Here is a 22,561-nt window from a genome sequence, read left to right as displayed (position 1 = left end):
TCTCACTTTTGACTTGCTTAAATTTTTTCGCCGTCTTCTTTTTCTTTAGCAATTTGCTCTTTGATTTTACGTTCTTCTTCTTCTTTAGCAAGGCGTTCAGCTTCGATACGAGCGCGAACTGAGGCACGTTTTGCTGATGGATCTGGGTGAATTACAACATTACCTGACTCGATTTCTTCTAAAGCGCGAAGTGTTGATTTCACAGATTTAAAATCTTGAGTGGCTTTCTCACCAGCTTCCAATTCATGAGCACGCTTAGCTTGTAAAATAACTAAAGAATATTTTGAAGGAACTTTATCCAACAAAGTGTCGATAGAAGGTTTTAACATCATAAGGCAATTCTCTTTTCTATTTTTAACTTAATTTTTTATCAGTTTCTTTGACCATGTTGGTATAACGCCCAATAACACGATCCACACGATAATGTTCTGCTTCAATGACACGTTTAACACGTTCTGCTGCTAATGACACTTGATCATTGACAACAGCATAGTCATACTCCCTCATCAAAGCAATTTCTTCTTTGGCACGTTCAATACGTTGGGCAATCACTTCTGGACTATCTGTCCCACGTCCTACTAAACGCTCTTCTAATTCCTCTAAATCTGGTGGTGTTAAGAAAATGAAAACACCGTCCGGAACCTTCGATTTAACTTGAAGCGCTCCCTGAACTTCTATTTCAAGAAAAACATCAATCCCTTTGTCTAAAGTCTCGTTGACATAACTTAAAGGAGTTCCATAGTAGTTACCAACATACTCCGCATACTCAAGCATTTGACCTTCTTTAATCAACGCTTCAAACTCTTCACGTGTACGGAAGAAATAATCAACTCCATCAACTTCGCCTGGGCGTTGTGGACGAGTAGTCATTGAAACGGAATAATCAAATTTATGGTCAGGGGTTGAAAAAATTTCTTGCCTAACTGTCCCCTTACCAACACCAGATGGTCCTGAGAAAACAATTAGCAAACCACGTTCAGACATTACACACTCCTCAAATTAATAGATCGGGTGTTAAGTGTTAAAAAGACCAGAACAATCTGGTTCTTACCTTAACTATTAACTTTTATAGCAATTCATAAATTGCTCCCTAAATAAAGTTTCTTCTCATTAGTTTAACAAAAAGAAACCTTTTTTTCAAGGTCTCCTATTATTTTTTATAGAGTCTTTTTACCCCACCTATTCCACTACTTGAATTAGTAAAATCCTCAGGAGCTCTCTCTCCAATTTGGATAAAAAGCTTGATATAAGATGGTGCCTCAATGCCCTTTTTAGCATAGTATTTTCCTGCTCTAGAGCGACGCCAAAACATAAAGAGCGGTATGACTAAATATGCAAATATCCCTACCTCAGGTAGAAAATAAGCGAGGATAATGATGATAAAGCGAACCACAACTGAACGAATGGCAAAAGTTGTCATGACTTTTATAACCCGCTCTTTCAATTCACTAGGAATGGTCACTAAATCATAACTTGCCAAACGAATCCGAATAATGTCTGATGTGAGACCAACTAATAACGTTAAGAGTCCATAAGCCATAACAGCAAAATTATGATTCTCAAAAGAAATCATAAATTTAGTAAAGAGAGGAATCAAACAAATACCTAGGTGTTCAATGATATCAAGAGCTATAATTTCATCATTAGTCTTTTGAGCATCTAGGCTATTTTGTGCCCTTTCGTACCAAAAATTAAAAACAACAACAAAGCTAACAATAAATAAACCTATGTTCCGTGTAAAGTCACCAATATCACCCATCGTAGCCGGAGTTTTTATCTCCAAAACTAAAATCGTCATAGCAATGGCCAAAATTGCATCACTAAGCGTATCAAAACGTTCTTTAAATTTTTGCATACATACATCCCTCTTAATACATTATGGCATCTCGACTGGAAAAAAACTATCACAGCCAATCCTTTTCTCGTGCTATTTTAAGTGCCTCCAAACGATTATTAACTCCTAATTTATCAAAAATATTTGACGTGTAATTACGAACTGTACCATTCGATAAAAATAAAGTGCATGCAATTTCTTTGCTGGTCTTCCCTTGAGCAATTAGGGAAAGAATTTTTATTTCTTGCTCACTCAAAGGATTAGATATAACGTTTTCCATTAATTCAGGCGAATATTCTTTACCCCCAGATAAAACTTTTTGAATCGTTTTCATCAAATCAGCTACTGAGCGGTCTTTCAAAACATAAGCATCTACATTTGAACGAATAGCCCTTTGGAAATAACCTGACCGCTTAAAGGTTGTTACAATTATGACCTTAACATTCTGGTATTTTCTAACCCACTCTAAGACATCTAAACCTGATAATATCGGCATCTCAACATCCAATATTGCAACATCTATGGCTTTATTGGATAAAATGGCAATAGCTTCTTCACCATTTCCAGCTTGATCAATAGTAGAAACACTTTCTTCCATCAAAAGTAATTGGCACATAGCATCTCGTAGCATGGACTGATCCTCAGCAACAAGTAATTTCATCTTATACCTCTTTCAATACCACCTGAATATGAGTTGGTTTACTTCGGGACAAAATCGTTAGTGTCCCTTCAACGATAGTTAATCTCTCTTGAATACTATGCAACTCATCTCCGTCAAGGTTTGTAAAACCACAACCATTATCAATCATCTCAATATTTATAGTAGCACCTTGCCTTACTAAACTCAACTCCACGCTATCAGCTTCAGCATGCTTAACAATATTATTGGATAATTCCTTTAATATCATTGTGATTGTAGATTGTGTTACTGGACTTAGTTGTGACGTCTCTAACTTATTAACAACTGTTAACTTAATGTTAGATAATTGAAACAAGCGGTACAACTCATCAATTTCTTCCACTACTGTACGATACTTGAGGTTAGAAACAATTTGACGGACCTCACTCATCGATTGATGACTAATATGATTTAATTCTGATAGTTCTTTTTGTACCTTATCATAGTTCCTTTTTTCTAACAACTTTAACGCTAGTTCTGTCTTTAGTGTCATCATAGCAAATGTATGTCCTAAACTATCATGCAAATCACGCCCTATACGGTTACGTTCATTTTCAGCTGACAAAATATTGATATACTGATTTTGCTCTGCAATTTTTTCTCTTTGTTCTTCGCTATTTCTATTTTCAATAGCAATCCACATGTAACCGATACAAAAAATAGGAACAATTAGAAACATGATTCTATCACCAAAGTCTGATGCCTTAAAGAAGCATAAAAATACCACTGTGGCTAGAGTACAAGCAAAACTAATGAATCTAAAAGACTTCAATTTATCTCTAAAGCGATAGACGAGTAAATTACTCAGAAAGTAAATATACCAGATGAAACCACTATTTATAAAAATTGTCATGTAGAAAATATATGTCAACATTGTAGACCAGGCAATCATGTGATACTTTGATTCGCCCCTGATAATAACAGAGTATAAATATGCTCCTACAAAAGCTAGCGTAAAAAATAAAGTCCAAAAAGGGTAGTGATAATAGAGAATCCCTCCTATGGGGTAAATCAAAAATACTAACGGAATAAAATACATTAAATCATAGTTATTTTTTTTATTTTTCAAATTGAATGCCTCTTCTGAGATAGTAGATAAGCGATAACTAACATTATAATACCATAGCCTATCAGAATAATAAGAGAAAAACCAGCAAAACTATTAGCAAACGGACTAAGGATAACTTGAGTCAAATGGTAAGTAGGGGTTAACTTTGATAAAGCTTGCAACCATTTTGGGAACATTGTAATTGGCATCCACATGCCACCAAGAACAGCTAATGACATATAACAAATATTGGCTACCATTGACATTAGTTCAGTATTTTTAAAGTAGGAGACGAGCAATCCAAAAGGAATAAAACATGTTGCTCCTCCTAATAGCAATAAAAAGCTCTGCATCCATTGTTCTATTGGCATACTAACTTGCCTTAAAATATGCCCAGTTAGGAAAACAACAGTTATTGCTAGGCAATAGTAAAATAAAATACGAATAATTTTTGCTAGATAATATTGCCACATTGGTACTGGTGAGTGTCTTAATAATTGCATTCGGTTTGAGAGTTGATCATCTTTCATAGAAAATGGAAAAGTAAAAAAAGCAAAGCTAAGACTTGAGAATCCTGCCATCGTTATCATATAATTACGAACGTAGATAGCTTCGATGGCTTTAGTGAGTCCTTCGCCCATAAATCCTGAAAAAAATAGAAAAAAAGCCACTGGCATACCTATAGCCATAATGAGATTGGCAAGTTGACGTTTTGTCAAAAGAAATTCCATTTTCAATAATGCTTTAAAGATTCTCATGTTTTACCTCCTTAGTAGTCTCAAAAATACGATTTAACAAAGTTCTATTGGTCATCTCAATAGCTTCAATAGGACAACCATTATCTGCCAGTATTTTCCATACAGCTTCAGCCTCCCCAGTAACAAACGTTATACTATCACTCTTGGCTTCACACTCTGTAATCAAATAGGTAGGTAATAATTTTTGATAACTAAGCGGAACGGTGAATAACTTTTCGGTTTTTTCTTGCTTCATGGCAAAGGGGGTTGTATCGCGTAATAACTTTCCTTTATGAAGTACTAAAATCCTATCAGCTGTATGTTCTACCTCTTCGATATAATGACTAGAATAGACAATTGTGACACCTTCTTTTTTTAGTGTCGCAATCAGCTCCCAAAATCGTTGACGTGTGGAAGTATCCATTCCGGAAGTAGGTTCATCTAAAAATAGTAATTGGGGCTTACCAACCAAAGTTAAAACAAAAGCTAAAAGTCGTTTTTGCCCTCCAGATAAAGTCTCTGTAAATTGTTGCAAGTGCGTATCACTCCACTGTAGATAGTCTAAAATCAGAGACATTGGCAGCACTTCTGGAAATAAACACCTTTGGAAATCAATGAGTTCTCTCACTGTAAACTTTGAGGGCAATACATTTTCTTGTGGTAAGATGGCCACCTTATATTTTAACCTATTGTGGTGTGCAGGCAGATTAAAAATCGTCAATGATCCTGAAGAAATACTAATATCACCTAACAAAGTTGACATCAGAGTTGTTTTCCCTGCACCATTAGGTCCAATCAATGCTACACATTGGTTAGAAGCTATACTAAATGATATATCTTCTAAAATCGTTTTTTGCCCGATGCTTTTAAATATATGATCAACCTTAATTATATCTTTTGCCATTTGGTTCTCCTTTACTATAATCATAGTATAAAAAATCAGAAGTAAACTTTTTAGATATTTTTGTCATTTCAAAATATGACAAATGTCAACTCTATAACAAAAGGAGAGCTAACAAGCTCTCCTTTTGACTATTTTGCAAAATCAACAGCTCGCATTTCACGAATAACTGTTACCTTAATATTACCTGGATAATCCAAGTTTTGTTCGATTTTTTCACGTACCTTATGCGACATAATAACTACTTGATCATCAGAAACTTTACCAGGTTGTACCATGATACGAATTTCACGTCCGGCTTGAAGTGCAAAGGCATTTTGCACTCCCTCAAAGCCATTAGCAATTTCTTCTAAATCACGCAGACGTTTGATATAATTTTCCATTGACTCATTACGCGCACCTGGTCGTGCTGAACTAAGGGCGTCTGCAGCAGCAACAATTACTGCAATAACGCTGTCAGGTTCTACATCACCATGGTGGCTTGCAATAGTATTAACAACAATCGGATGCTCTTTGTACTTACGAGCAAATTCCATACCAATTTCAACGTGACTGCCTTCAACTTCGCGATCAATAGCTTTCCCCATATCATGGAGGAATCCAGCCCGACGAGCTAAATCAACATTTTCTCCTAGTTCTCCAGCCAAAATACCTGCAAGTTTACCAACTTCAACTGAATGACGAAGTACATTTTGACCATATGATGTACGGAACTGCAAACGTCCCATAATTTTTATCAAATCAGGATGCAGATTTGGTGCACCAATCTCATAAGCTGCTGCCTCACCATACTCACGGATACGTTGATCCATTTCCAAACGATTTTTTTCAACCAACTCTTCAATACGAGCTGGATGGATACGTCCATCTTGAATCAAAGATTCTAAAGTCATACGAGCAATTTCACGACGAATGGGGTCGAAACCTGATAAGACAACGACTTCTGGCGTATCATCTATGATAACATCAATACCTGTCAAACTTTCCAGAGTACGAATATTACGTCCTTCACGACCAATGATACGTCCCTTCATATTATCATCAGGGAGATGAACAGTTGTAATTGTTTGTTCAGTAACATATTCACCAGCTAAACGTTGCATAGCTTGGGCTAGCAAGTCTTTTGCTATCTTGTTTGATCGATCTTTTACTTCACGTTCTGCTTCTTTAATACGTGTCGCAATATCATGAGCTAAATCTTTTTCGGTATCAGCTAAAATGATATCTTTAGCTTCTTCTTGACTAAGCTCTGCGATGCGTGACAATTCTTCTACTTTTTTTGTTTCTAAAGTAGCAATTTCCTGTTCGCGCTCATTAATATGTCTAGATTTATCGGTTAGACTTTGTTCTTTGCTATCTAACATTTTTTCTTTGTTAGATAGATTTTCATCTTTACGATCAAGAGATGATGCACGATCTGTTAAACGTGCCTCCATCTGTTTCAACTCTTGTCTATCAGATTTAAATTCCTTTTCGATCTCTTCACGATATTTTCTAGCCTCTTCTTTTGCTTCTAAAAGTAATTCTTTTTGGTGAGCTTTACTTTCACGTTCCGCTGCTTTACGGATGTGTTCTGCTTCAATTTCTGCTTTACCACGTAAATCAACGGCATCTTGTTCTGCATTTAAAAGAGTTAGTTCTGCAGCTTCTTTTGATGATTTCATTTTCATTGAAATAGCCACATAACCAATAATCAAACCAATGAGTGCACAAACCATTGCTAATATAATATTAAACATGTTTATACCTCAATTTTTTTCTAGATTTCATATAGAAAGTCCACTTTTAAGTTTATCATAAAAAAGGCGTTTTCACAATTTAAAATTATAGACATTTATGATATGATTAGAATGTTATTTAAAGGGATTAGGAGAAATTTTCAACATCTCCTTTAGTCTCTAGAATGTAATACAAAAGGAGAAAACTTATGACAAAAGAAGTTGTCGTAGAGAGTTTTGAATTAGATCACACCATCGTTAAAGCACCCTACGTTCGTTTAATTTCAGAAGAAGTTGGACCGGTCGGAGACATCATTACTAACTTTGATATCCGCCTTATTCAGCCTAATGAAAATGCTATTGATACTGCTGGTTTACATACTATCGAGCACCTTCTGGCGAAGTTAATCCGCCAACGAATTAATGGTTTGATTGATTGTTCTCCTTTTGGTTGTAGAACTGGTTTTCACACGATTATGTGGGGAAAACAGGATGCTACTGAAATTGCTAAAGTCATCAAATCTAGTCTAGAGGCTATTGCTGGTGGGGTCACTTGGGAAGACGTTCCTGGAACAACCATTGAATCTTGTGGAAATTATAAAGACCACAGTCTCCACTCTGCTCAAGAATGGGCGAAATTAATTCTTTCCCAAGGGATTTCTGACAATGCTTTTGAGCGCCACATTGTCTGATCTAATAAAAAATAAAAGTCAACTTTTGGAATTCCAAAAGTTGACTTATTAATTTAAACAAAGGATTTTGTTCTGTATCATAGAGAGCAAAATCCTTTTAATTTTTCCCTAATATCCTCATAGCAGTCGTAGACATCTAAATGCGAATACAAAAAACACCCTAATCGTTAGACTGATTTTCTAACTTTTAGGGTGTAGACAAAAAACTGGTTTTGTTCTTTATATTAATAATCTAAACTATCAGCTCTTCCAGGAGCGTTACCTACAAAGTAACCTGTCTTGGCATTGATAGAGAACAAATAAGTGCCATCTAATTTAAACATATTGTAATAACCATTACCATTGATAATATTTACAGGTTCAAGAATATAGTTATTTCCAGAGAAATAGCCTCGCGCCTGTGAAGTGGCCACGATTTTCTCTAATACTCCTGGGTTAAATATCCAGGCAGGATTTCCTGTATCCGCAATAGCAGCATTATTATACGGTACTCGACTACGGTTACGTTCCAAATTACCTGATGCAGTGCCAGCTGCCTGATTATTTATTGTAGCAGCTGATGAGGAAGATTGACCGTTAGTTACGTTTGGTTGTTCAGTTGTTTGAGTGTCTGAAACCTTATTAGACGAAGCCTGTTCTTCGGATTGTTTTACCTGATTACGACCAGTTGAAACGATGGAGTGAAGTAAACTATCTAGACTAGCATTACCAGTATTAAGAGTTTTACTATCTAAAGAGTCAAAATTCGCTCCATCTTTTACCTCTAATTTTTCACTCTTCTTACCATCAACTACAGCAGGCGACTTAAACTTGTCGTTAACAGCTTTAACAGCATCAATTTGACGTTTTAGACTATCAAATTTAACTTTTACTTTACCGTAGTATTTAGTTCCTTTTAAAGCATCAACTTTCTTTTCTAATTCTGACAATTTATCAAATTCGCTATTTTTGAGTTGGGTTTTCTTATCATCAACAAAAAAGTTAGCATAAGATTTGTTGAAATTATCTAAGTTCTGACTAGCTTTTTTATCTTCTTCTGATGAAGTCGTCGTAGCCTTAGAACTAGAACTTTGACTTGTTGCAGTTTGAGAATTTGTCGAATTATTATTCTTGAAATAGTTGTAACCAAAGATTGCTACTATTAGAAGTAAAATAAGAGCAATCAATGTTCCTACGATACCTCCACGCTTCTTAGAAGAGGATTTATACTCCTCTGAATCAGCAATAGTCGAATCTGGTTCTGTTGCAGTTGGTTCTGCTTCCGTATTCAGAGGAGGAACTGGGGTTACACTATTTTCTTGTTCTTGTGAAGATTCTTCTTTAGGTGAGACAGCATTAGCTTCTGTATCTTGTTCTTGAGAGACTGAATTATCCAACTTTTTAGAAAGCTCTTCTGCAGCTAACATCGCTGATAATTCTTCGCGCTGTTTCTTGATAAAATCATCTAAAGATGCCGTATCAAGGTTTGCAAAATCGCTTGATTTTGTCTCAAACTTTTGTGAAGCTACTTCATCACGATGTTGTTTGATGTATTTATCAAGAATACTATCTTCTTCGGTAATACCAGCCTTAATTTCAGAATCTTTTCTAACAGCCTCTTCTACTGTCATTTCTTTAGCATCTTTAAATTCAAGACCATCAGTTTCTTTTTTTGGTTCAAAAAATGGGTGTTTTTGATCTTCTGACATGAGTTCTCCCCGTTATTTTACTTGACGTCTCACACGTTCACCGTAATATTGGTACAAATCAACTTTTAAAGTACCATTGTAAAGCTTACGTTTTTTATCAGCTTGTGAGCCGTATTTTTTTTCAAATCCTTCGTCACTAGTTAGGATAAACTTGCTCCAAGTTTTTAAAGGCGCAAATGTTTGTCCCATCTCATTATACAAAATGTCCACTGCTTTGTCATCCAGGAGTCGTTCACCATATGGTGGGTTGGAGATAATAACACCGTTAATTTTATCTGTTTTTAAATCTTGAAGACGCATTTGTTTCAATTTGATAACATCTCCAAGTCCTGCTTCTTCTGCATTTTTTCTAGCAATTTCTACCATACGACCGTCTAAATCAAAACCTGAAATATCTAAATCAATATCATAGTTTGCTTTACTCTCAGCTTCATCACGAACCTTTTGTACTTGACTTTGATCTACCCATGGCCACGCCTCAAAGGCAAAATCACGATTAAAACCAGGAGCTATATTCATTCCAATCATAGCAGCTTCAATACAAAAAGTACCTGAACCACAAGTTGGATCAATCAATGGCTTATCAGGGAACCAATTAGATAATTGAATAATAGCTGCTGCCATGTTTTCTTTAATTGGTGCACCACCTTTTTCTGCACGGTAGCCACGTTTGAAGAGACTTGATCCAGTCGTATCAATCATGACAGTCGCTTTATCTTTTAAAATAGAAACTTCTATTTTAAATTCAGCTCCATTTTCTTGTAAGGGAACTCCTTCAGGACGGTGAAAGACTTTTTGAAGTTTCTTAGCAACAGCTTTTTTAGAAATGGCTTGTACACTAGGTTCATTGTGCAATTTTGACTTGACACACTTTGCTTTAGCAATAGGAAATTTTGCCCCTAACGGTAAATAATTTTCCCAGTCAAGGCCATATACACCCTGAAAAAGTTCCTCAAAAGTACGTGCTGGAAACTCTCCTACAATAATCTTTATACGATCGGCAGCTCGTAGCCATAGGTTCGTTTCAATGATTGTTTTGATATCTCCGTGGAAACGGACTCTACCGTTCTCAACTTGGCAGTCAATTCCTAGGTTTCTGATTTCTCTACCAACAATGGCTTCTAAACCAGCAGCAGCAGTTGCTATTAATTTGAATGATTCTTTCATTTTTCCTCTTTTACACTATCGTATTCATCACAGTTAAAAATTGGCTGAGATGTTATCTCAGCCACTAACCTATTATGCAATTTTCTATAAGCCATGTTTTGTTCCAGAAACAACTAGGAATTGTTTCTTTCGATAATCATCTGTCTACTGCAAAGCAGTCAGGATAGATTGTTCTCATTCCAACTATCCCATGCCCCTACCAAAGTTTGGGTTGCTAGCTTGAGGGGTTTACCGCGTTCCACTTTCTAGATTTCCCTAGAAACTACGTCACTGTGGCACTTTCAAAGCTATTCAGGCATATCCAAAGACTTAGCCCTTTTGCTTGCCGTAAGATAGCTAGCTATCTCCCTAGGCTTATTTTTTCGCCTAGCACAAACACTACTGGCATCACAGCCAGTGCTAGCATGGACTTTCCTCATAGTATCTCAATACTACGCGATTATCCAAAAATTGCATATTTGAGAAATCCTTATTCTCTAATTTGTCTTCCAAAAACTTCTTTCTCAAGGCGGCTAATGCGTTTTAAAATATCAAAATTGGTTGCAGATTGGGCAATCGGTTTTTGATTATACATAGCTGTCCCTGAATTTCTTACATTTGAAGCTTCGCTTTCTTTTTTGTCTAAAGCTTGTTGTAGACGTCTATTTTCCATTTGGAGCTTCTCAATTTGCTCAAGATAATTTTCGTAATCTTTGATGACATCATCCAGAAATACATCGACTTCTTTCTTGTCATATCCCCGCATACTAACTTTAAAATCTTGCTCAAAAATATCTTTTGGGCTATAAATAATACTTGCCATTCTATTCTCCAAACCAGTCAAATCGTTTTAATATAAGTCCTATCCTTTACATCAAAGTAAATAATACCTAAATTAAATGGAAAAATCAAGCGTAAAACGTTCTCATATCCGAAAAAACGATCATTCCTCATATATTTCATTTAAGCGATCAAAAGTTAGGAAAGAAATATCATAAGCTTCCTTTTTCTCCATCATTTCTAGCAAAAATTTTAAATTAGTTTCATTTTCAGAATCATAAAAAAGATATGCACCTTGTGTGTTGTTAATGAGAAAATGATTGTATTGTTTAAATTGACCCGGGTTTTCATAGCTTGGGAAAGTATATTTAACAAAGTCAACTTGCTTAAAGAGTGCCAACTTAGCTTTATTAGCCTCATTCCAATTTTGGCCATGGTTCTCAAAGGTAAAAATTGTCGCAATTTGAAAATCATATTCTTTTTGTAAATCAAGAGCAACTTCCAAAGCCCAGTACTCAAACCCTAAATTTCCCATAAAAATAAACCAGTCTGCTCCATTTTCCAAGAAGCGTCTAAAATCCTTATCAATAGCCTTTTTTATAATAGTAATCCGAGGATCCTTATCCTGGAAAATCCCTAATTCAAAATTTTTGTAACCTGTTACAAGAATAGTTGACTTCATTTGTTGTCCATCCTAATTTTATGGTATAATAGTTTTGCTTATCTTAGCATTTTATTTGTAATGCAAGGAGAAAAATGGTTAACTATCCACATCAGCTTATTCGGAAAACAACAGTTACAAAATCAAAGAAAAAGAAAATCGATTTTGCCAACCGTGGTATGTCATTTGAAGCTGCTATCAATGCAACCAATGACTACTATTTGTCTCACGAATTAGCTGTCATTCATAAGAAACCAACGCCAGTACAAATCGTCAAGGTAGATTATCCTAAACGTAGTCGTGCTAAGATTGTAGAAGCTTATTTTAGACAAGCTTCTACTACTGATTATTCTGGTGTTTACAAAGGTTACTATATTGACTTTGAAGCCAAAGAAACCCGGCAGAAAACTGCTATGCCTATGAAAAATTTTCATGCTCACCAAATAGAGCACATGGCAAATGTATTACAGCAAAAAGGGATTTGCTTTGTCTTGCTTCATTTTTCCACACTTAAGGAAACCTATCTACTCCCTGCTAATGAGTTAATTTCATTTTATCAGATTGATAAAGGCAATAAATCAATGCCTATTGATTATATCAGAAAAAATGGATTTTTCGTAAAGGAGAGTGCCTTTCCTCAAGTCCCTTACTTAGATATTATTGAAGAAAAATTATTAGGCGGTGATTACAATTAAAAAGGAATCTGTTATCAAACTATTGAAGTATGCTTTTGGCATTATAATGGGATTTATTATCTTAGCTATTGTAATAGGTGGGCTCCTATTTGCATACTACGTTAGTCGTTCTCCGAAATTAACCGATCAAGCTTTAAAATCCGTTAACTCTAGTTTGGTTTATGATGGTAATAATAAACTTATTGCCGATTTAGGCTCAGAAAAGCGTGAAAGTGTTAGTGCGGATAGCATTCCACTAAATTTGGTTAACGCTATCACTTCTATCGAAGATAAACGTTTCTTTAAACATAGAGGTGTCGATATTTATCGTATTTTAGGTGCAGCTTGGCATAATCTTGTTAGTAGTAATACGCAAGGTGGTTCAACCCTTGATCAACAGTTGATTAAACTGGCTTACTTTTCTACCAATAAATCTGACCAAACGTTAAAACGTAAATCACAGGAAGTTTGGCTTGCGCTTCAAATGGAGCGTAAATACACCAAAGAAGAAATTCTTACTTTCTATATTAATAAAGTTTATATGGGAAATGGGAATTATGGTATGAGAACAACAGCTAAATCATACTTTGGTAAAGACCTAAAGGAATTATCTATTGCACAACTTGCTTTGCTCGCTGGTATTCCTCAAGCACCTACACAATATGACCCTTATAAAAACCCAGAATCTGCTCAAACAAGACGTAATACCGTTCTTCAGCAGATGTATCAAGATAAAAACATTTCTAAAAAGGAATACGACCAAGCTGTTGCAACTCCAGTAACTGATGGCTTAAAAGAATTAAAGCAAAAATCTACTTATCCAAAATATATGGATAACTACTTAAAACAAGTTATTAGTGAAGTTAAACAAAAAACTGGTAAAGATATCTTTACTGCTGGGCTAAAAGTGTATACTAATATCAACACTGATGCACAAAAACAACTATATGACATCTACAACAGTGACACTTACATCGCTTATCCAAACAATGAATTACAAATAGCATCTACCATCATGGATGCGACTAATGGTAAAGTCATTGCACAATTAGGCGGGCGTCATCAGAATGAAAATATTTCATTTGGGACAAATCAATCTGTCTTAACAGACCGCGATTGGGGTTCTACAATGAAACCTATCTCAGCTTATGCACCTGCTATTGATAGTGGTGTCTATAATTCAACAGGTCAATCATTAAACGACTCAGTTTACTACTGGCCTGGTACTTCTACTCAACTATATGACTGGGATCGTCAATATATGGGTTGGATGAGTATGCAGACCGCTATTCAACAATCACGTAACGTCCCTGCTGTCAGAGCACTTGAAGCCGCTGGATTAGACGAAGCAAAATCTTTCCTTGAAAAATTAGGCATATACTATCCAGAAATGAACTATTCAAATGCTATTTCAAGTAACAACAGTAGCAGTGATGCAAAATATGGTGCAAGTAGTGAGAAAATGGCAGCGGCTTACTCGGCTTTTGCAAACGGCGGAACTTACTATAAACCGCAATATGTTAATAAAATTGAATTTAGCGATGGAACCAATGATACTTATGCAGCGTCTGGTAGCCGTGCGATGAAAGAGACTACTGCCTACATGATGACGGATATGCTGAAAACAGTACTAACATTTGGTACTGGTACTAAAGCAGCTATCCCTGGTGTTGCACAAGCTGGTAAGACTGGTACTTCCAACTATACGGAAGATGAGTTAGCTAAAATTGAAGCAACTACTGGTATCTACAATAGCGCCGTTGGTACAATGGCTCCTGATGAAAACTTTGTCGGCTATACTTCTAAGTACACAATGGCAATTTGGACTGGTTATAAAAATCGCCTTACACCACTTTATGGTAGCCAACTGGATATTGCTACTGAGGTTTATCGTGCAATGATGTCCTACCTAACTGGCGGATACAGTGCAGATTGGACAATGCCAGAAGGGCTCTATCGAAGCGGAAGCTACTTGTATATCAATGGGACAACTACAACCGGCACTTACTCTTCTTCTGTCTATAAGAATATCTATCAAAATTCTGGACAGTCAAGTCAAAGCAGTAGTTCAACATCCTCTGAGAAACAAAAAGAGGATAAGAATACAGCAAATGATGCCAATTCATCATCCCCACAAGTCGAAACACCTAATAATGGTAATGCTACTACCCCTAATAATTCCAATCAAACTGTGCCAGGAACTGGACATGGTAATGGTAATGGTAACAACAATACAGTACCTAACGGTAATTAAAAAACTGGATATATTATCCAGTTTTTTAATTTATAATTACTATTACTAATTAGCTAATGCTCCCATCGGATCCCACGGCGCTAAAGTAATTGGCTCTGCGTTGTAAGCCTCTAATTCTTCTTTAGTAAGCAATTCTTTACGAACGACTATTTGGTAAGTATATTCATCCATCCAAGCATCTGAAGCTACAAAATAACCATCCTTACCAACTTTCTCTCCCCAAGAGTTCTCAACTTTCCATTTTAAAGGTTGTCCAGATTCATCAAGGTCTACTCCCGTTAAGACCATAGCATGTGTCATTAAACTTTCACTATAATCTAGGCGGCCCGCTTTGTCTTGGCTAAGTTTAATATCCATAGATGAATTAAAATCATAAGTCGTAGTTGCTAGGATACCCTTTTGACGATTTGATACTTGACCTACGTCTGAACCAAACCACACAGTTTCTCCTGATTTCATTTGCGCAATCGCTAACTCTTTAAACCGTTTCATATCAAGGTTTAAATATTTAACAGCTGGCCCTCCGACAACATTTCCAAGCATCTCAACTGTATAGGATTGTCCATAAGGCTTATCTACAGTTGGAGCATTGATAATAGAAACATAATCTGATAGGTCAAGATTAACATATTTTTGATAAAATGCTTTCGGTGTAATATTTTTATCAGACTGATAATGATTGTCTTTATCACGATAAGCAAAATCAAAAGATTGCGGTGGCAAGCCAAGGTTCATTGCTAAAAAGTTAAAAATTTCTTGAAGCAATTCTTCCTTTTTATTTTGAACAGTTGCCCCATCTGCTCCCTGTGCTATTAATTCTCGTAGAATCTGTGCATCTTGGCGTAAGAGTTTATTCAAATATTGATTTAGTTCACGACTAGCACTTGATGAAACAGATTCAGGATAAACTGTTTTAGGAACGACACCATATTTCTCAAACAGAGCAACCACCATGTCCCATTGTCCTCCATCTTGTTGAGGTACATCTAATAGGAATTTCACCTTACGACTACTCAATTCCTGATTTGCAGTCGCAATAATTTGTTCCATAAACCAATTTGATTTTTCATACTTATCCCAGAAAAATGTATGTGCCTGAGATAATTCAAAATTCTCAAGTTTAAAATCTGAAATCAGTTTATGACGAAATGTATTCAGTGCAGCAAACATCCAGCAACGTCCTGATTGTTTCTGATTAGAAACTTCATCTTTGGTCAAATCAATTGAAAAGACATAGTCGTTCTCAATCTCACTTTGACGAGTCTCTAGAGACTTCAATAAACCATTGTGAGTTACTGCATTTTCAATAGCGCTAAATTTTGTATTTGCTTGGTAATCAGCAAATAACTTATCTGTAAATGTTTGAGTTAATTTTGACATAAATTCCTCCTTTTATACTTAGCTACTATTATAAACATTCTGAATATTTCTGCAAGTCTGAAAGTAATTTATTAGAGAAACAAAAATAGCTAGAATATTCTAGCTATTTTTCTTATTTCCAGAAATCATCAAAAATTGTGATTGGAAGATGACGTTTATGTTGACCCTTATACCACCAATTTTCAATGATACCTCGAGACTTGTCCGAAACCACCTTCCCTTCAAGATAAGCATCAATTTCTTGGTAGGTTACTCCAAGGGCTATTTCATCAGCGATTCCTGGTTTATTTTCTTCTAAATCTGCGGTTGGAATCTTTTCGTACAAGGCTTTATCAGCACCAAGTTCAGCTAATAACTGTTTCCCCTGACTTTTATTAAGTCTAAAGAGAGGTAATAAGTCAGCACCTCCATCACCAAATTTGGTGAAAAAACCTGTAATATTTTCTGCAGCATGATCAGTACCAATAACCGCTCCAGCATATTGACCTGCAACTGCATATTGACTAATCATTCTTTGACGAGCTTTAATATTTCCTTTATTAAAGTCTGTAATCTCTACTCCTGCTGCATTAAGAGCTCTAACTTGGCCATCAACAGCTTCTTTAATATTAATGGTCAAAGCAATATCTGGCTTGATAAAATCTAATGCTTTTTGTGCATCTTCTTCATCGGCCTGAATACCATATGGTAAACGAATAGCTATAAATTGATAGTTTTCCCCTGTATCAGCACGCAACTCTTCAACTGCTAGTTGAGCTAGACGTCCTGCTAAAGTTGAATCTTGCCCCCCTGAAATACCCAGTACATAGGTCTTTAGAAAACTATGTTTTAATAGATAGTCTTTTAAAAATTCTACGGAACGACGGATTTCTTGACTTGGATTAATAACAGGTTTTACACCGAGTTCTTTGATAATTTGATCTTGCAAAGTCATCTTACTTCTCCTTTTGCCAAAGCTTCTTTACGGATACGATCAATCAGGTCCATTTTATTTTGCCAAACATCGCGTGCCAAATCAACTGGGTAATCCTGTGGATTCAGAACACGTTTATACTCATCCCAAAGCTGATCAAATTCTTTGCGTCCGTACTCTTGAATTTCTTGAAGACTTGGTAATTGATAAACTAATTTCCCTTTGTCAAAGATATCTACCAGTAAGGGTACTGCGTCAAAATCACGGACTGTTTTATTGATATAAGTATAAGTTGGATGAAACATTTCAATTTCATCTAATTGTGTCACATCAGTGTCTGCAAATGTGATGTAATCACCCTCAGATTTCCCTTTAGCTCGACTGGTGATACGCCAAACTTGCTTTTTCCCAGGTGTTGATACTTTTTCAGCATTGTTTGATAGTTTAATTGTATCTCGCATACTACCGGCGTCAGTCTCAATAGAAACAATTTTATAAACAGCACCTAGCGCAGGCTGATCATAGGCTGTAATTAATTTTGTTCCGACACCCCAAACATCAATTTTAGCTTTTTGCATTTTTAGGTTGAGGATTGTATTTTCATCTAGATCATTCGAAGCATAAATCTTTGCATTAGGAAAACCGGCGTCATCTAACTGCTGACGAACTTTCTTAGACAAATAAGCTAAATCACCTGAATCAAGGCGAACTCCCAAGAAATTAATCTTTTCGCCCATCTCTTTTGCAACTCGAATAGCATTAGGCACACCTACACGAAGGGTATCATAAGTATCCACTAAAAAGACGCAATCTTTATGAGTTTCTGCGTAAGCTTTAAATGCCTGGTAATCATCGCCATAAGTTTGAACTAAAGCATGTGCATGCGTTCCTGATACTGGAATATTAAAGATTTTACCAGCACGAACATTGCTCGTTGCGTTAGCACCACCAATAATCGCTGCCCTAGTACCCCAAATGGCTGCATCCATTTCTTGAGCACGTCGTGTCCCAAACTCTAATAGCGGTTCATCTTCAATAACAGAACGAATACGAGCTGCTTTTGTAGCAACAAGTGTCTGGTAGTTGATGATATTTAAAATCGCTGTCTCTACTAACTGACATTGTGCTAAAGGACCTTCAATTTGAACTAATGGTTCATTAGCAAATACAAGGTCACCTTCCTTGGCTGATTTGACAGTCAGTTCCATTTTTAAATTTTTTAAGTAATCTAAAAATTCTTCAGGATAACCTAACTCTTCTAAATAGGATAAATCACTATCAGAAAAGCTCAGATTTTCTAAATAACGAACAATACGCTCTAAACCTGCAAAAACAGCATAACCATTTTCAAATGGAACCTTGCGAAAGTAAGCTTCAAACACCGCTCTTTTATTGTGAATACCTTTATTAAAATAAACTTGCATCATATTGATTTGATATAAATCAGTATGTAGTGTTAAACTATCGTCTTTATACATCAGACAATCTCCTTTTAATCATGAGCCTAGGATAAGGCTATATGTCTAACATTATAGCATATTTCTATCTCGGTAGTTCAGTTTATCACCTTACTTTCATGAAAATAAAAAGAAAGACTAATCGTTTTTCGATAGTCTTTTCTACTTTTAGTATTTCTTAGAAACGCTCAGTTATATAGTTATAGACACCCTGTCCAGCGATAGCACCTTCACCAACAGCAGTCGCAATCTGACGTAGATCTTTTTGACGAACATCCCCAATAGCATATAGTCCTGGAATTGATGTTTTCATATTTGTATCAGTTAAGACCCAGCCAGTCTCGTCCGTAATACCTAATTCTGAGACCATGCTAGAATGTGGTTTCAAACCAACGTAAATGAAAACACCTCCGAAAGTCATCTCTGAGATTTCTCCAGTCTTTAGATTTTCAACAGTTACACCAGATACTTTAATCTCATTTCCTTTAATCTCTTTGACCACTGAATCCCATACAAATTTTATTTTTTCGTTAGCAAAAGCTCGGTCTTGAAGTACTTTTTGAGCTCTCAATTGATCACGTCGGTGAATAATAGTAACACTTTTAGCAAATTGAGTTAAGAAGACAGCTTCTTCAACAGCAGAATCACCGCCACCCACAACTAAAAGATCCTGATCACGGAAAAATGCACCATCACAAACCGCACAGTAAGAAACGCCACGACTAGTATATTCCTCTTCACCCGGAACTCCTAAAAGGCTGTTTTTAGCTCCGGTAGCAAGGATTACTGTTTTGGCTTCATACGATTCATCTTCGGTGATAACACGCTTTACATCACCATCGTTCTCAACTCTTTGAACTATACCATAAATATGCTCTACTTCAAATTTTTCCAACGGCTCATACATCTTCATTGATAATTCTGGACCTGAGATATGATCGTAGCCTGGATAGTTCTCAATTTCAGCAGTATTATTCATCTGTCCACCTGGAGTACCTTGTTCAATTAACCCAACTTTAAGGTTTGAACGTGCAGCGTAAAGCGCTGCTGTCATACCACCAGGACCTGAACCTATTATTAAAGTATCATACATTACTATTTCTCCTTTGAATCTTATGGTTTTATTCTATAGCAAAGCGTCTATATTTCCAACTAATCTGACTAAGCTTTTATCATTAAAATGATAGCTACAAATGCAAAGGCAAGTATTGGAGCTGTCATAAGAGCTATCAGAAGGACATCATAAAGAACAGATTGGCGTTCTCTAGCTGTTTTATCTATGTTTTTCTTGGCACGCCAAAAGACCCAAATTATACCAACTAAAATAACAGTTATGCTGGCAAGCCCTAAACCTTGTAAATAAACTTTTGCTATTTCTAAAAACATCTCTATCCAACAAGCGATTGTCAAAACATATCGCAGCTTTCTTATATACTTAGCCTAACTCAAGAATAATTAAAAATGAAGATTAGACATTCTAACCTTCATTATATCAAAATATTTTAGCTTATAGGTACGATTTGTTATAACTAGCGAAGAATTCTTTTGTACGTTCTTCTAAAGGATGGTTAAATAATTGTTCAGGCGTCCCAGACTCTAAAATACGACCTTTTTCCAAAAATAAAACTTTATCTGCTACTTGGTAAACAAAATTCATATCATGACTAACAAGTACCATGGTTTGCCCCTGCTTAGCAGCATCTGCAATAGATTTTTCAACTTCTCCAACTAATTCTGGATCAAGTGCTGATGTCGGTTCGTCTAAAAGAAGAACATCAGGTTTCATGGCTAATGCGCGTGCCAAAGCAACACGTTGTTTCTGTCCACCTGATAAATGTCTTGGATAATATTTTTCACGATCTGCAAGTCCGACCTTTGCCAGTTCGTCTCTTGCAATCCGTGTTGCCTCTTGATCTGACATCTTTTTGACAATTTTCAAACCTTCTTTTACATTATCCAAAGCTGTACGACGCTCAAATAGATTGAATTGTTGAAAAACCATGGCTAACTTACGGCGTAATGTTAGTATGTCATCTTTACTGATTGATTTAAAATCAACTTTAAAATCATCAATTTCAATTGTTCCATAATCAGGCTCTTCTAAATAATTCATACTACGAAGAAAGGTTGATTTTCCTGCACCTGAAGCACCTACTAGAGCAACAACTTGACCTTTTTCAATATCTAAATCAAGTTTGTCTAACACTTTTTGACCAGAAAATGATTTAGTCAATTGTCTCAATTTTATCATTAGCGTACTCCTCCTGGAATCTCATCAGTTAAATGGCGTGGAGCCTTAATTGCCATTTTTCGTTCAATAGCATTTCCCAATTGTTCAATTAAGAAACTAACCGCCCAGTAAACAAGTGCCACAGAGATATAACGTTCAAAATAGCGATAATCGCTACCACCCATAATTTGTGCTTGGGCAAACATTTCAACAATACCAGCATTAAAAGCTAAAGAGGTTCCCTTAGTTAGACCAATTAACGTGTTTATCAAAGTAGGTGTTGCGACTACTGCTGCGTTTGGAATAATAACACGACGATAAACTTGCGCTGAGGTCATCCCTAAACTACGTGCTGCCTCAATTTCACCTTGATCAACCGACAAAATCGCCGCTCGTATAGTTTCACTTGTATAAGCCGCTTCATTAAAAGCAAATGCAGTAATAGCAAATACAGAAGCCGGTATAGCATTAATGTTCCAATCAAAACCATATTTTTGGTTTAAAAATTTCAAGAAAAGTGGAATTCCATAATAACTCAGCATTAATTGAACAAGTATTGGAGTCCCACGTAAAAAACTAACAAATAAAGCTTGAATCGGATATAAAATTTTGACACGGTTAATTTTCACTACTGCAAAAATCAAAGCTAAAATGAGTCCAAATAAGGCTCCTGCTACTGTCAATAATAGTGTTATGGGTAATCGCTCTAAAATTGAGGGTATTGCATCTAAAACAGCCTTCCAACTAAATAATTTCCCCGCTGGAACCTGACTAACCAAATTATTATACCAAGACCATCCACCCGTCAAGATAAATTGATTCATTCCTTCTACTTTCCTTTTCTAAACTTTCTTATCTCCGTTATTCTATCACGCAAACTCTCACATGTAAAAAGATAAAACTTATAGTCTCACTGATTTATTTATCAATGTTTGAAACGTAATCTCCACCGAAATATTGTTTACTTAAACGTGCCAAAGTACCATTTTCTTTCAAAACTTTAATACGCTTATTTATAAATTTCTGTAGAGTTTTACCTTTTTTATCTTTTGGTAAAAGGAGGTATTCTAGTCCATCCTTATTATTACCAATTTTACCTTTCAAAGGAGAAACGCTTAAGTTTAATGATTGGTCTTTTACAATATAGTCGGATGAAATGGCATCATATAGGATAAAGTCAATTTTCCCACTCTCAATATTTTTTAATCTGCTAGTAACACCAGTTGTCCCAGAAACATATTTGATTTTTATTGGTTTTTTATTAGGATGATTTTTATTCCAATTTTCTAGAACCTGTGCATAGTTAACGCCAGATAAAACTTCGGTTGATTTTCCAGAGAGGTCACTTAATGATTTGTAATGGCTCCCCTTCTCCCCTACTACGGCATAATTTGAACGGGATATAGGATCTGAGAAGAGATATTTTTCTGCTCTTTCTTTATTGTATGAAAAATCATTAGCTGATAAATCAAATTTCCCTGCATCAATACCTGTTGAAATAGTATCAAAAGGAACTGTCTTGAAGGTTACTTTGTACTTACTACCTTTAAAAACAGCTTTGACAACATCAACATCATAACCTTTGAATTTCCCGTCTTTTTGATAAGTAAATGGTGCCGTGTCAGAATCTGTAGCTACTTTAAGTTCTACTTTCTCTGACGCCTGAACTGATACTGCTAGGCTGGCGGTTGCGGCTATAGTTGCAATAGATAATATTATTTTTTTAAACATAAGAATTCTCCTAAAATATCATATTACTAGTCTAACAC

At 35.8% G+C, this 22,561-nt stretch carries 23 protein-coding genes and 1 other RNA gene; 3 read left to right on the top strand and 21 right to left on the bottom strand.

The annotated features are described in order from the left end of the window. Positions 1-17 precede the first annotated feature (17 nt). The 8 genes from rpoZ to QOR44_RS01735 form a co-directional block, all read right to left on the bottom strand. Positions 18-332, bottom strand: coding sequence for a DNA-directed RNA polymerase subunit omega (rpoZ, locus tag QOR44_RS01770; RefSeq protein ID WP_000979239.1), 315 nt, complete (start codon positions 330-332; stop codon positions 18-20). 22 nt (positions 333-354) lie between these two features. Continuing rightward, on the bottom strand, positions 355-984 hold the full coding sequence (gene gmk, locus QOR44_RS01765; protein WP_000003861.1) for a guanylate kinase: 630 nt from the start codon (positions 982-984) through the stop codon (positions 355-357). A gap of 166 nt (positions 985-1,150) precedes the next feature. Continuing rightward, the gene (locus QOR44_RS01760; RefSeq protein WP_001168922.1) at positions 1,151-1,855 is read right to left on the bottom strand and encodes a TMEM175 family protein; all 705 of its coding nucleotides are present in this window, start codon (positions 1,853-1,855) and stop codon (positions 1,151-1,153) included. 49 nt (positions 1,856-1,904) lie between these two features. Next, positions 1,905-2,495: a response regulator transcription factor gene (locus QOR44_RS01755; protein ID WP_000772043.1), complete on the bottom strand. Its 591-nt coding sequence runs from the start codon at positions 2,493-2,495 to the stop codon at positions 1,905-1,907. Between the two features lies 1 nt (position 2,496). Further along, on the bottom strand, positions 2,497-3,582 hold the full coding sequence (locus QOR44_RS01750) for a sensor histidine kinase (protein WP_000791349.1): 1,086 nt from the start codon (positions 3,580-3,582) through the stop codon (positions 2,497-2,499). Further along, entirely contained in the window at positions 3,579-4,319 is a 741-nt protein-coding gene (locus QOR44_RS01745; protein WP_001217938.1) for an ABC transporter permease, read from the bottom strand. The genes QOR44_RS01750 and QOR44_RS01745 overlap by 4 nt, the downstream gene beginning before the upstream one ends. After that, the gene (locus QOR44_RS01740) at positions 4,306-5,202 is read right to left on the bottom strand and encodes an ABC transporter ATP-binding protein (RefSeq protein ID WP_001029973.1); all 897 of its coding nucleotides are present in this window, start codon (positions 5,200-5,202) and stop codon (positions 4,306-4,308) included. The genes QOR44_RS01745 and QOR44_RS01740 overlap by 14 nt, the downstream gene beginning before the upstream one ends. A 128-nt stretch (positions 5,203-5,330) precedes the next feature. After that, positions 5,331-6,938 carry a ribonuclease Y gene (locus tag QOR44_RS01735; RefSeq protein WP_000481839.1) on the bottom strand — a complete coding sequence of 536 codons (1,608 nt, stop codon included), beginning with the start codon at positions 6,936-6,938 and terminating at the stop codon, positions 5,331-5,333. A gap of 188 nt (positions 6,939-7,126) precedes the next feature. On the opposite strand from QOR44_RS01735, the gene QOR44_RS01730 reads away from it, so the two are divergent. Further along, positions 7,127-7,609, top strand: coding sequence for an S-ribosylhomocysteine lyase (locus QOR44_RS01730; RefSeq protein WP_000159886.1), 483 nt, complete (start codon positions 7,127-7,129; stop codon positions 7,607-7,609). A gap of 224 nt (positions 7,610-7,833) precedes the next feature. Here QOR44_RS01730 and QOR44_RS01725 read toward each other — a convergent pair whose 3' ends face one another. The 5 genes from QOR44_RS01725 to QOR44_RS01705 form a co-directional block, all read right to left on the bottom strand. Continuing rightward, positions 7,834-9,297, bottom strand: coding sequence for a cell division site-positioning protein MapZ family protein (locus QOR44_RS01725; RefSeq protein ID WP_001287871.1), 1,464 nt, complete (start codon positions 9,295-9,297; stop codon positions 7,834-7,836). Between the two features lie 12 nt (positions 9,298-9,309). Beyond that, complete coding sequence (locus QOR44_RS01720) at positions 9,310-10,464, bottom strand: THUMP domain-containing class I SAM-dependent RNA methyltransferase (RefSeq protein ID WP_000664851.1); 1,155 nt, start codon at positions 10,462-10,464, stop codon at positions 9,310-9,312. A gap of 82 nt (positions 10,465-10,546) precedes the next feature. Next, positions 10,547-10,915: RNase P RNA component class B (gene rnpB, locus QOR44_RS01715), an RNA gene on the bottom strand. 18 nt (positions 10,916-10,933) lie between these two features. Next, entirely contained in the window at positions 10,934-11,266 is a 333-nt protein-coding gene (gene gpsB / locus QOR44_RS01710) for a cell division regulator GpsB (RefSeq protein ID WP_000146544.1), read from the bottom strand. A gap of 120 nt (positions 11,267-11,386) precedes the next feature. Next, complete coding sequence (locus QOR44_RS01705; protein ID WP_000843096.1) at positions 11,387-11,905, bottom strand: SLOG family protein; 519 nt, start codon at positions 11,903-11,905, stop codon at positions 11,387-11,389. A 74-nt stretch (positions 11,906-11,979) separates the two neighbouring features. Between QOR44_RS01705 and recU the strand changes: the two genes are divergently transcribed. Both recU and pbp1a read left to right on the top strand, forming a co-directional pair. Further along, positions 11,980-12,579 carry a Holliday junction resolvase RecU gene (recU, locus tag QOR44_RS01700; protein WP_000248792.1) on the top strand — a complete coding sequence of 200 codons (600 nt, stop codon included), beginning with the start codon at positions 11,980-11,982 and terminating at the stop codon, positions 12,577-12,579. Then, positions 12,566-14,812, top strand: a complete 2,247-nt coding sequence (gene pbp1a / locus QOR44_RS01695; RefSeq protein WP_000628369.1) for a penicillin-binding protein PBP1A — start codon at positions 12,566-12,568, stop codon at positions 14,810-14,812. Before recU ends, pbp1a begins: the two co-directional genes overlap by 14 nt. Before the next feature lie 45 nt (positions 14,813-14,857). Here the strand turns inward: pbp1a and pepC are convergent, their stop codons facing one another. The 8 genes from pepC to QOR44_RS01655 form a co-directional block, all read right to left on the bottom strand. Then, positions 14,858-16,192 carry an aminopeptidase C gene (pepC, locus tag QOR44_RS01690; protein WP_000041114.1) on the bottom strand — a complete coding sequence of 445 codons (1,335 nt, stop codon included), beginning with the start codon at positions 16,190-16,192 and terminating at the stop codon, positions 14,858-14,860. A 112-nt stretch (positions 16,193-16,304) separates the two neighbouring features. After that, complete coding sequence (gene nadE / locus QOR44_RS01685; RefSeq protein ID WP_000174854.1) at positions 16,305-17,126, bottom strand: NAD(+) synthase; 822 nt, start codon at positions 17,124-17,126, stop codon at positions 16,305-16,307. Further along, a complete protein-coding gene (locus tag QOR44_RS01680) occupies positions 17,123-18,583 on the bottom strand; it encodes a nicotinate phosphoribosyltransferase (RefSeq protein ID WP_000276183.1) in 1,461 nt (486 codons plus the stop codon). Before QOR44_RS01680 ends, nadE begins: the two co-directional genes overlap by 4 nt. 157 nt (positions 18,584-18,740) lie before the next feature. Then, the gene (gene trxB, locus QOR44_RS01675) at positions 18,741-19,655 is read right to left on the bottom strand and encodes a thioredoxin-disulfide reductase (RefSeq protein WP_000272357.1); all 915 of its coding nucleotides are present in this window, start codon (positions 19,653-19,655) and stop codon (positions 18,741-18,743) included. Between the two features lie 68 nt (positions 19,656-19,723). Further along, the gene (locus QOR44_RS01670; protein WP_000478229.1) at positions 19,724-19,948 is read right to left on the bottom strand and encodes a DUF4059 family protein; all 225 of its coding nucleotides are present in this window, start codon (positions 19,946-19,948) and stop codon (positions 19,724-19,726) included. A gap of 121 nt (positions 19,949-20,069) precedes the next feature. Next, positions 20,070-20,813: an amino acid ABC transporter ATP-binding protein gene (locus QOR44_RS01665; RefSeq protein ID WP_000593862.1), complete on the bottom strand. Its 744-nt coding sequence runs from the start codon at positions 20,811-20,813 to the stop codon at positions 20,070-20,072. Then, positions 20,813-21,616: an amino acid ABC transporter permease gene (locus QOR44_RS01660; RefSeq protein WP_001071299.1), complete on the bottom strand. Its 804-nt coding sequence runs from the start codon at positions 21,614-21,616 to the stop codon at positions 20,813-20,815. The genes QOR44_RS01665 and QOR44_RS01660 overlap by 1 nt, the downstream gene beginning before the upstream one ends. A gap of 94 nt (positions 21,617-21,710) precedes the next feature. Beyond that, on the bottom strand, positions 21,711-22,523 hold the full coding sequence (locus QOR44_RS01655; protein ID WP_000473465.1) for a transporter substrate-binding domain-containing protein: 813 nt from the start codon (positions 22,521-22,523) through the stop codon (positions 21,711-21,713). Positions 22,524-22,561: the final 38 nt, after the last annotated feature.

The sequence above is a fragment of the Streptococcus agalactiae genome, assembly GCF_949788565.1.
In the GTDB taxonomy this organism is placed as follows: Bacteria; Bacillota; Bacilli; order Lactobacillales; family Streptococcaceae; genus Streptococcus; species Streptococcus agalactiae.
This window is presented reverse-complemented; position numbering and strand designations above follow the sequence as displayed.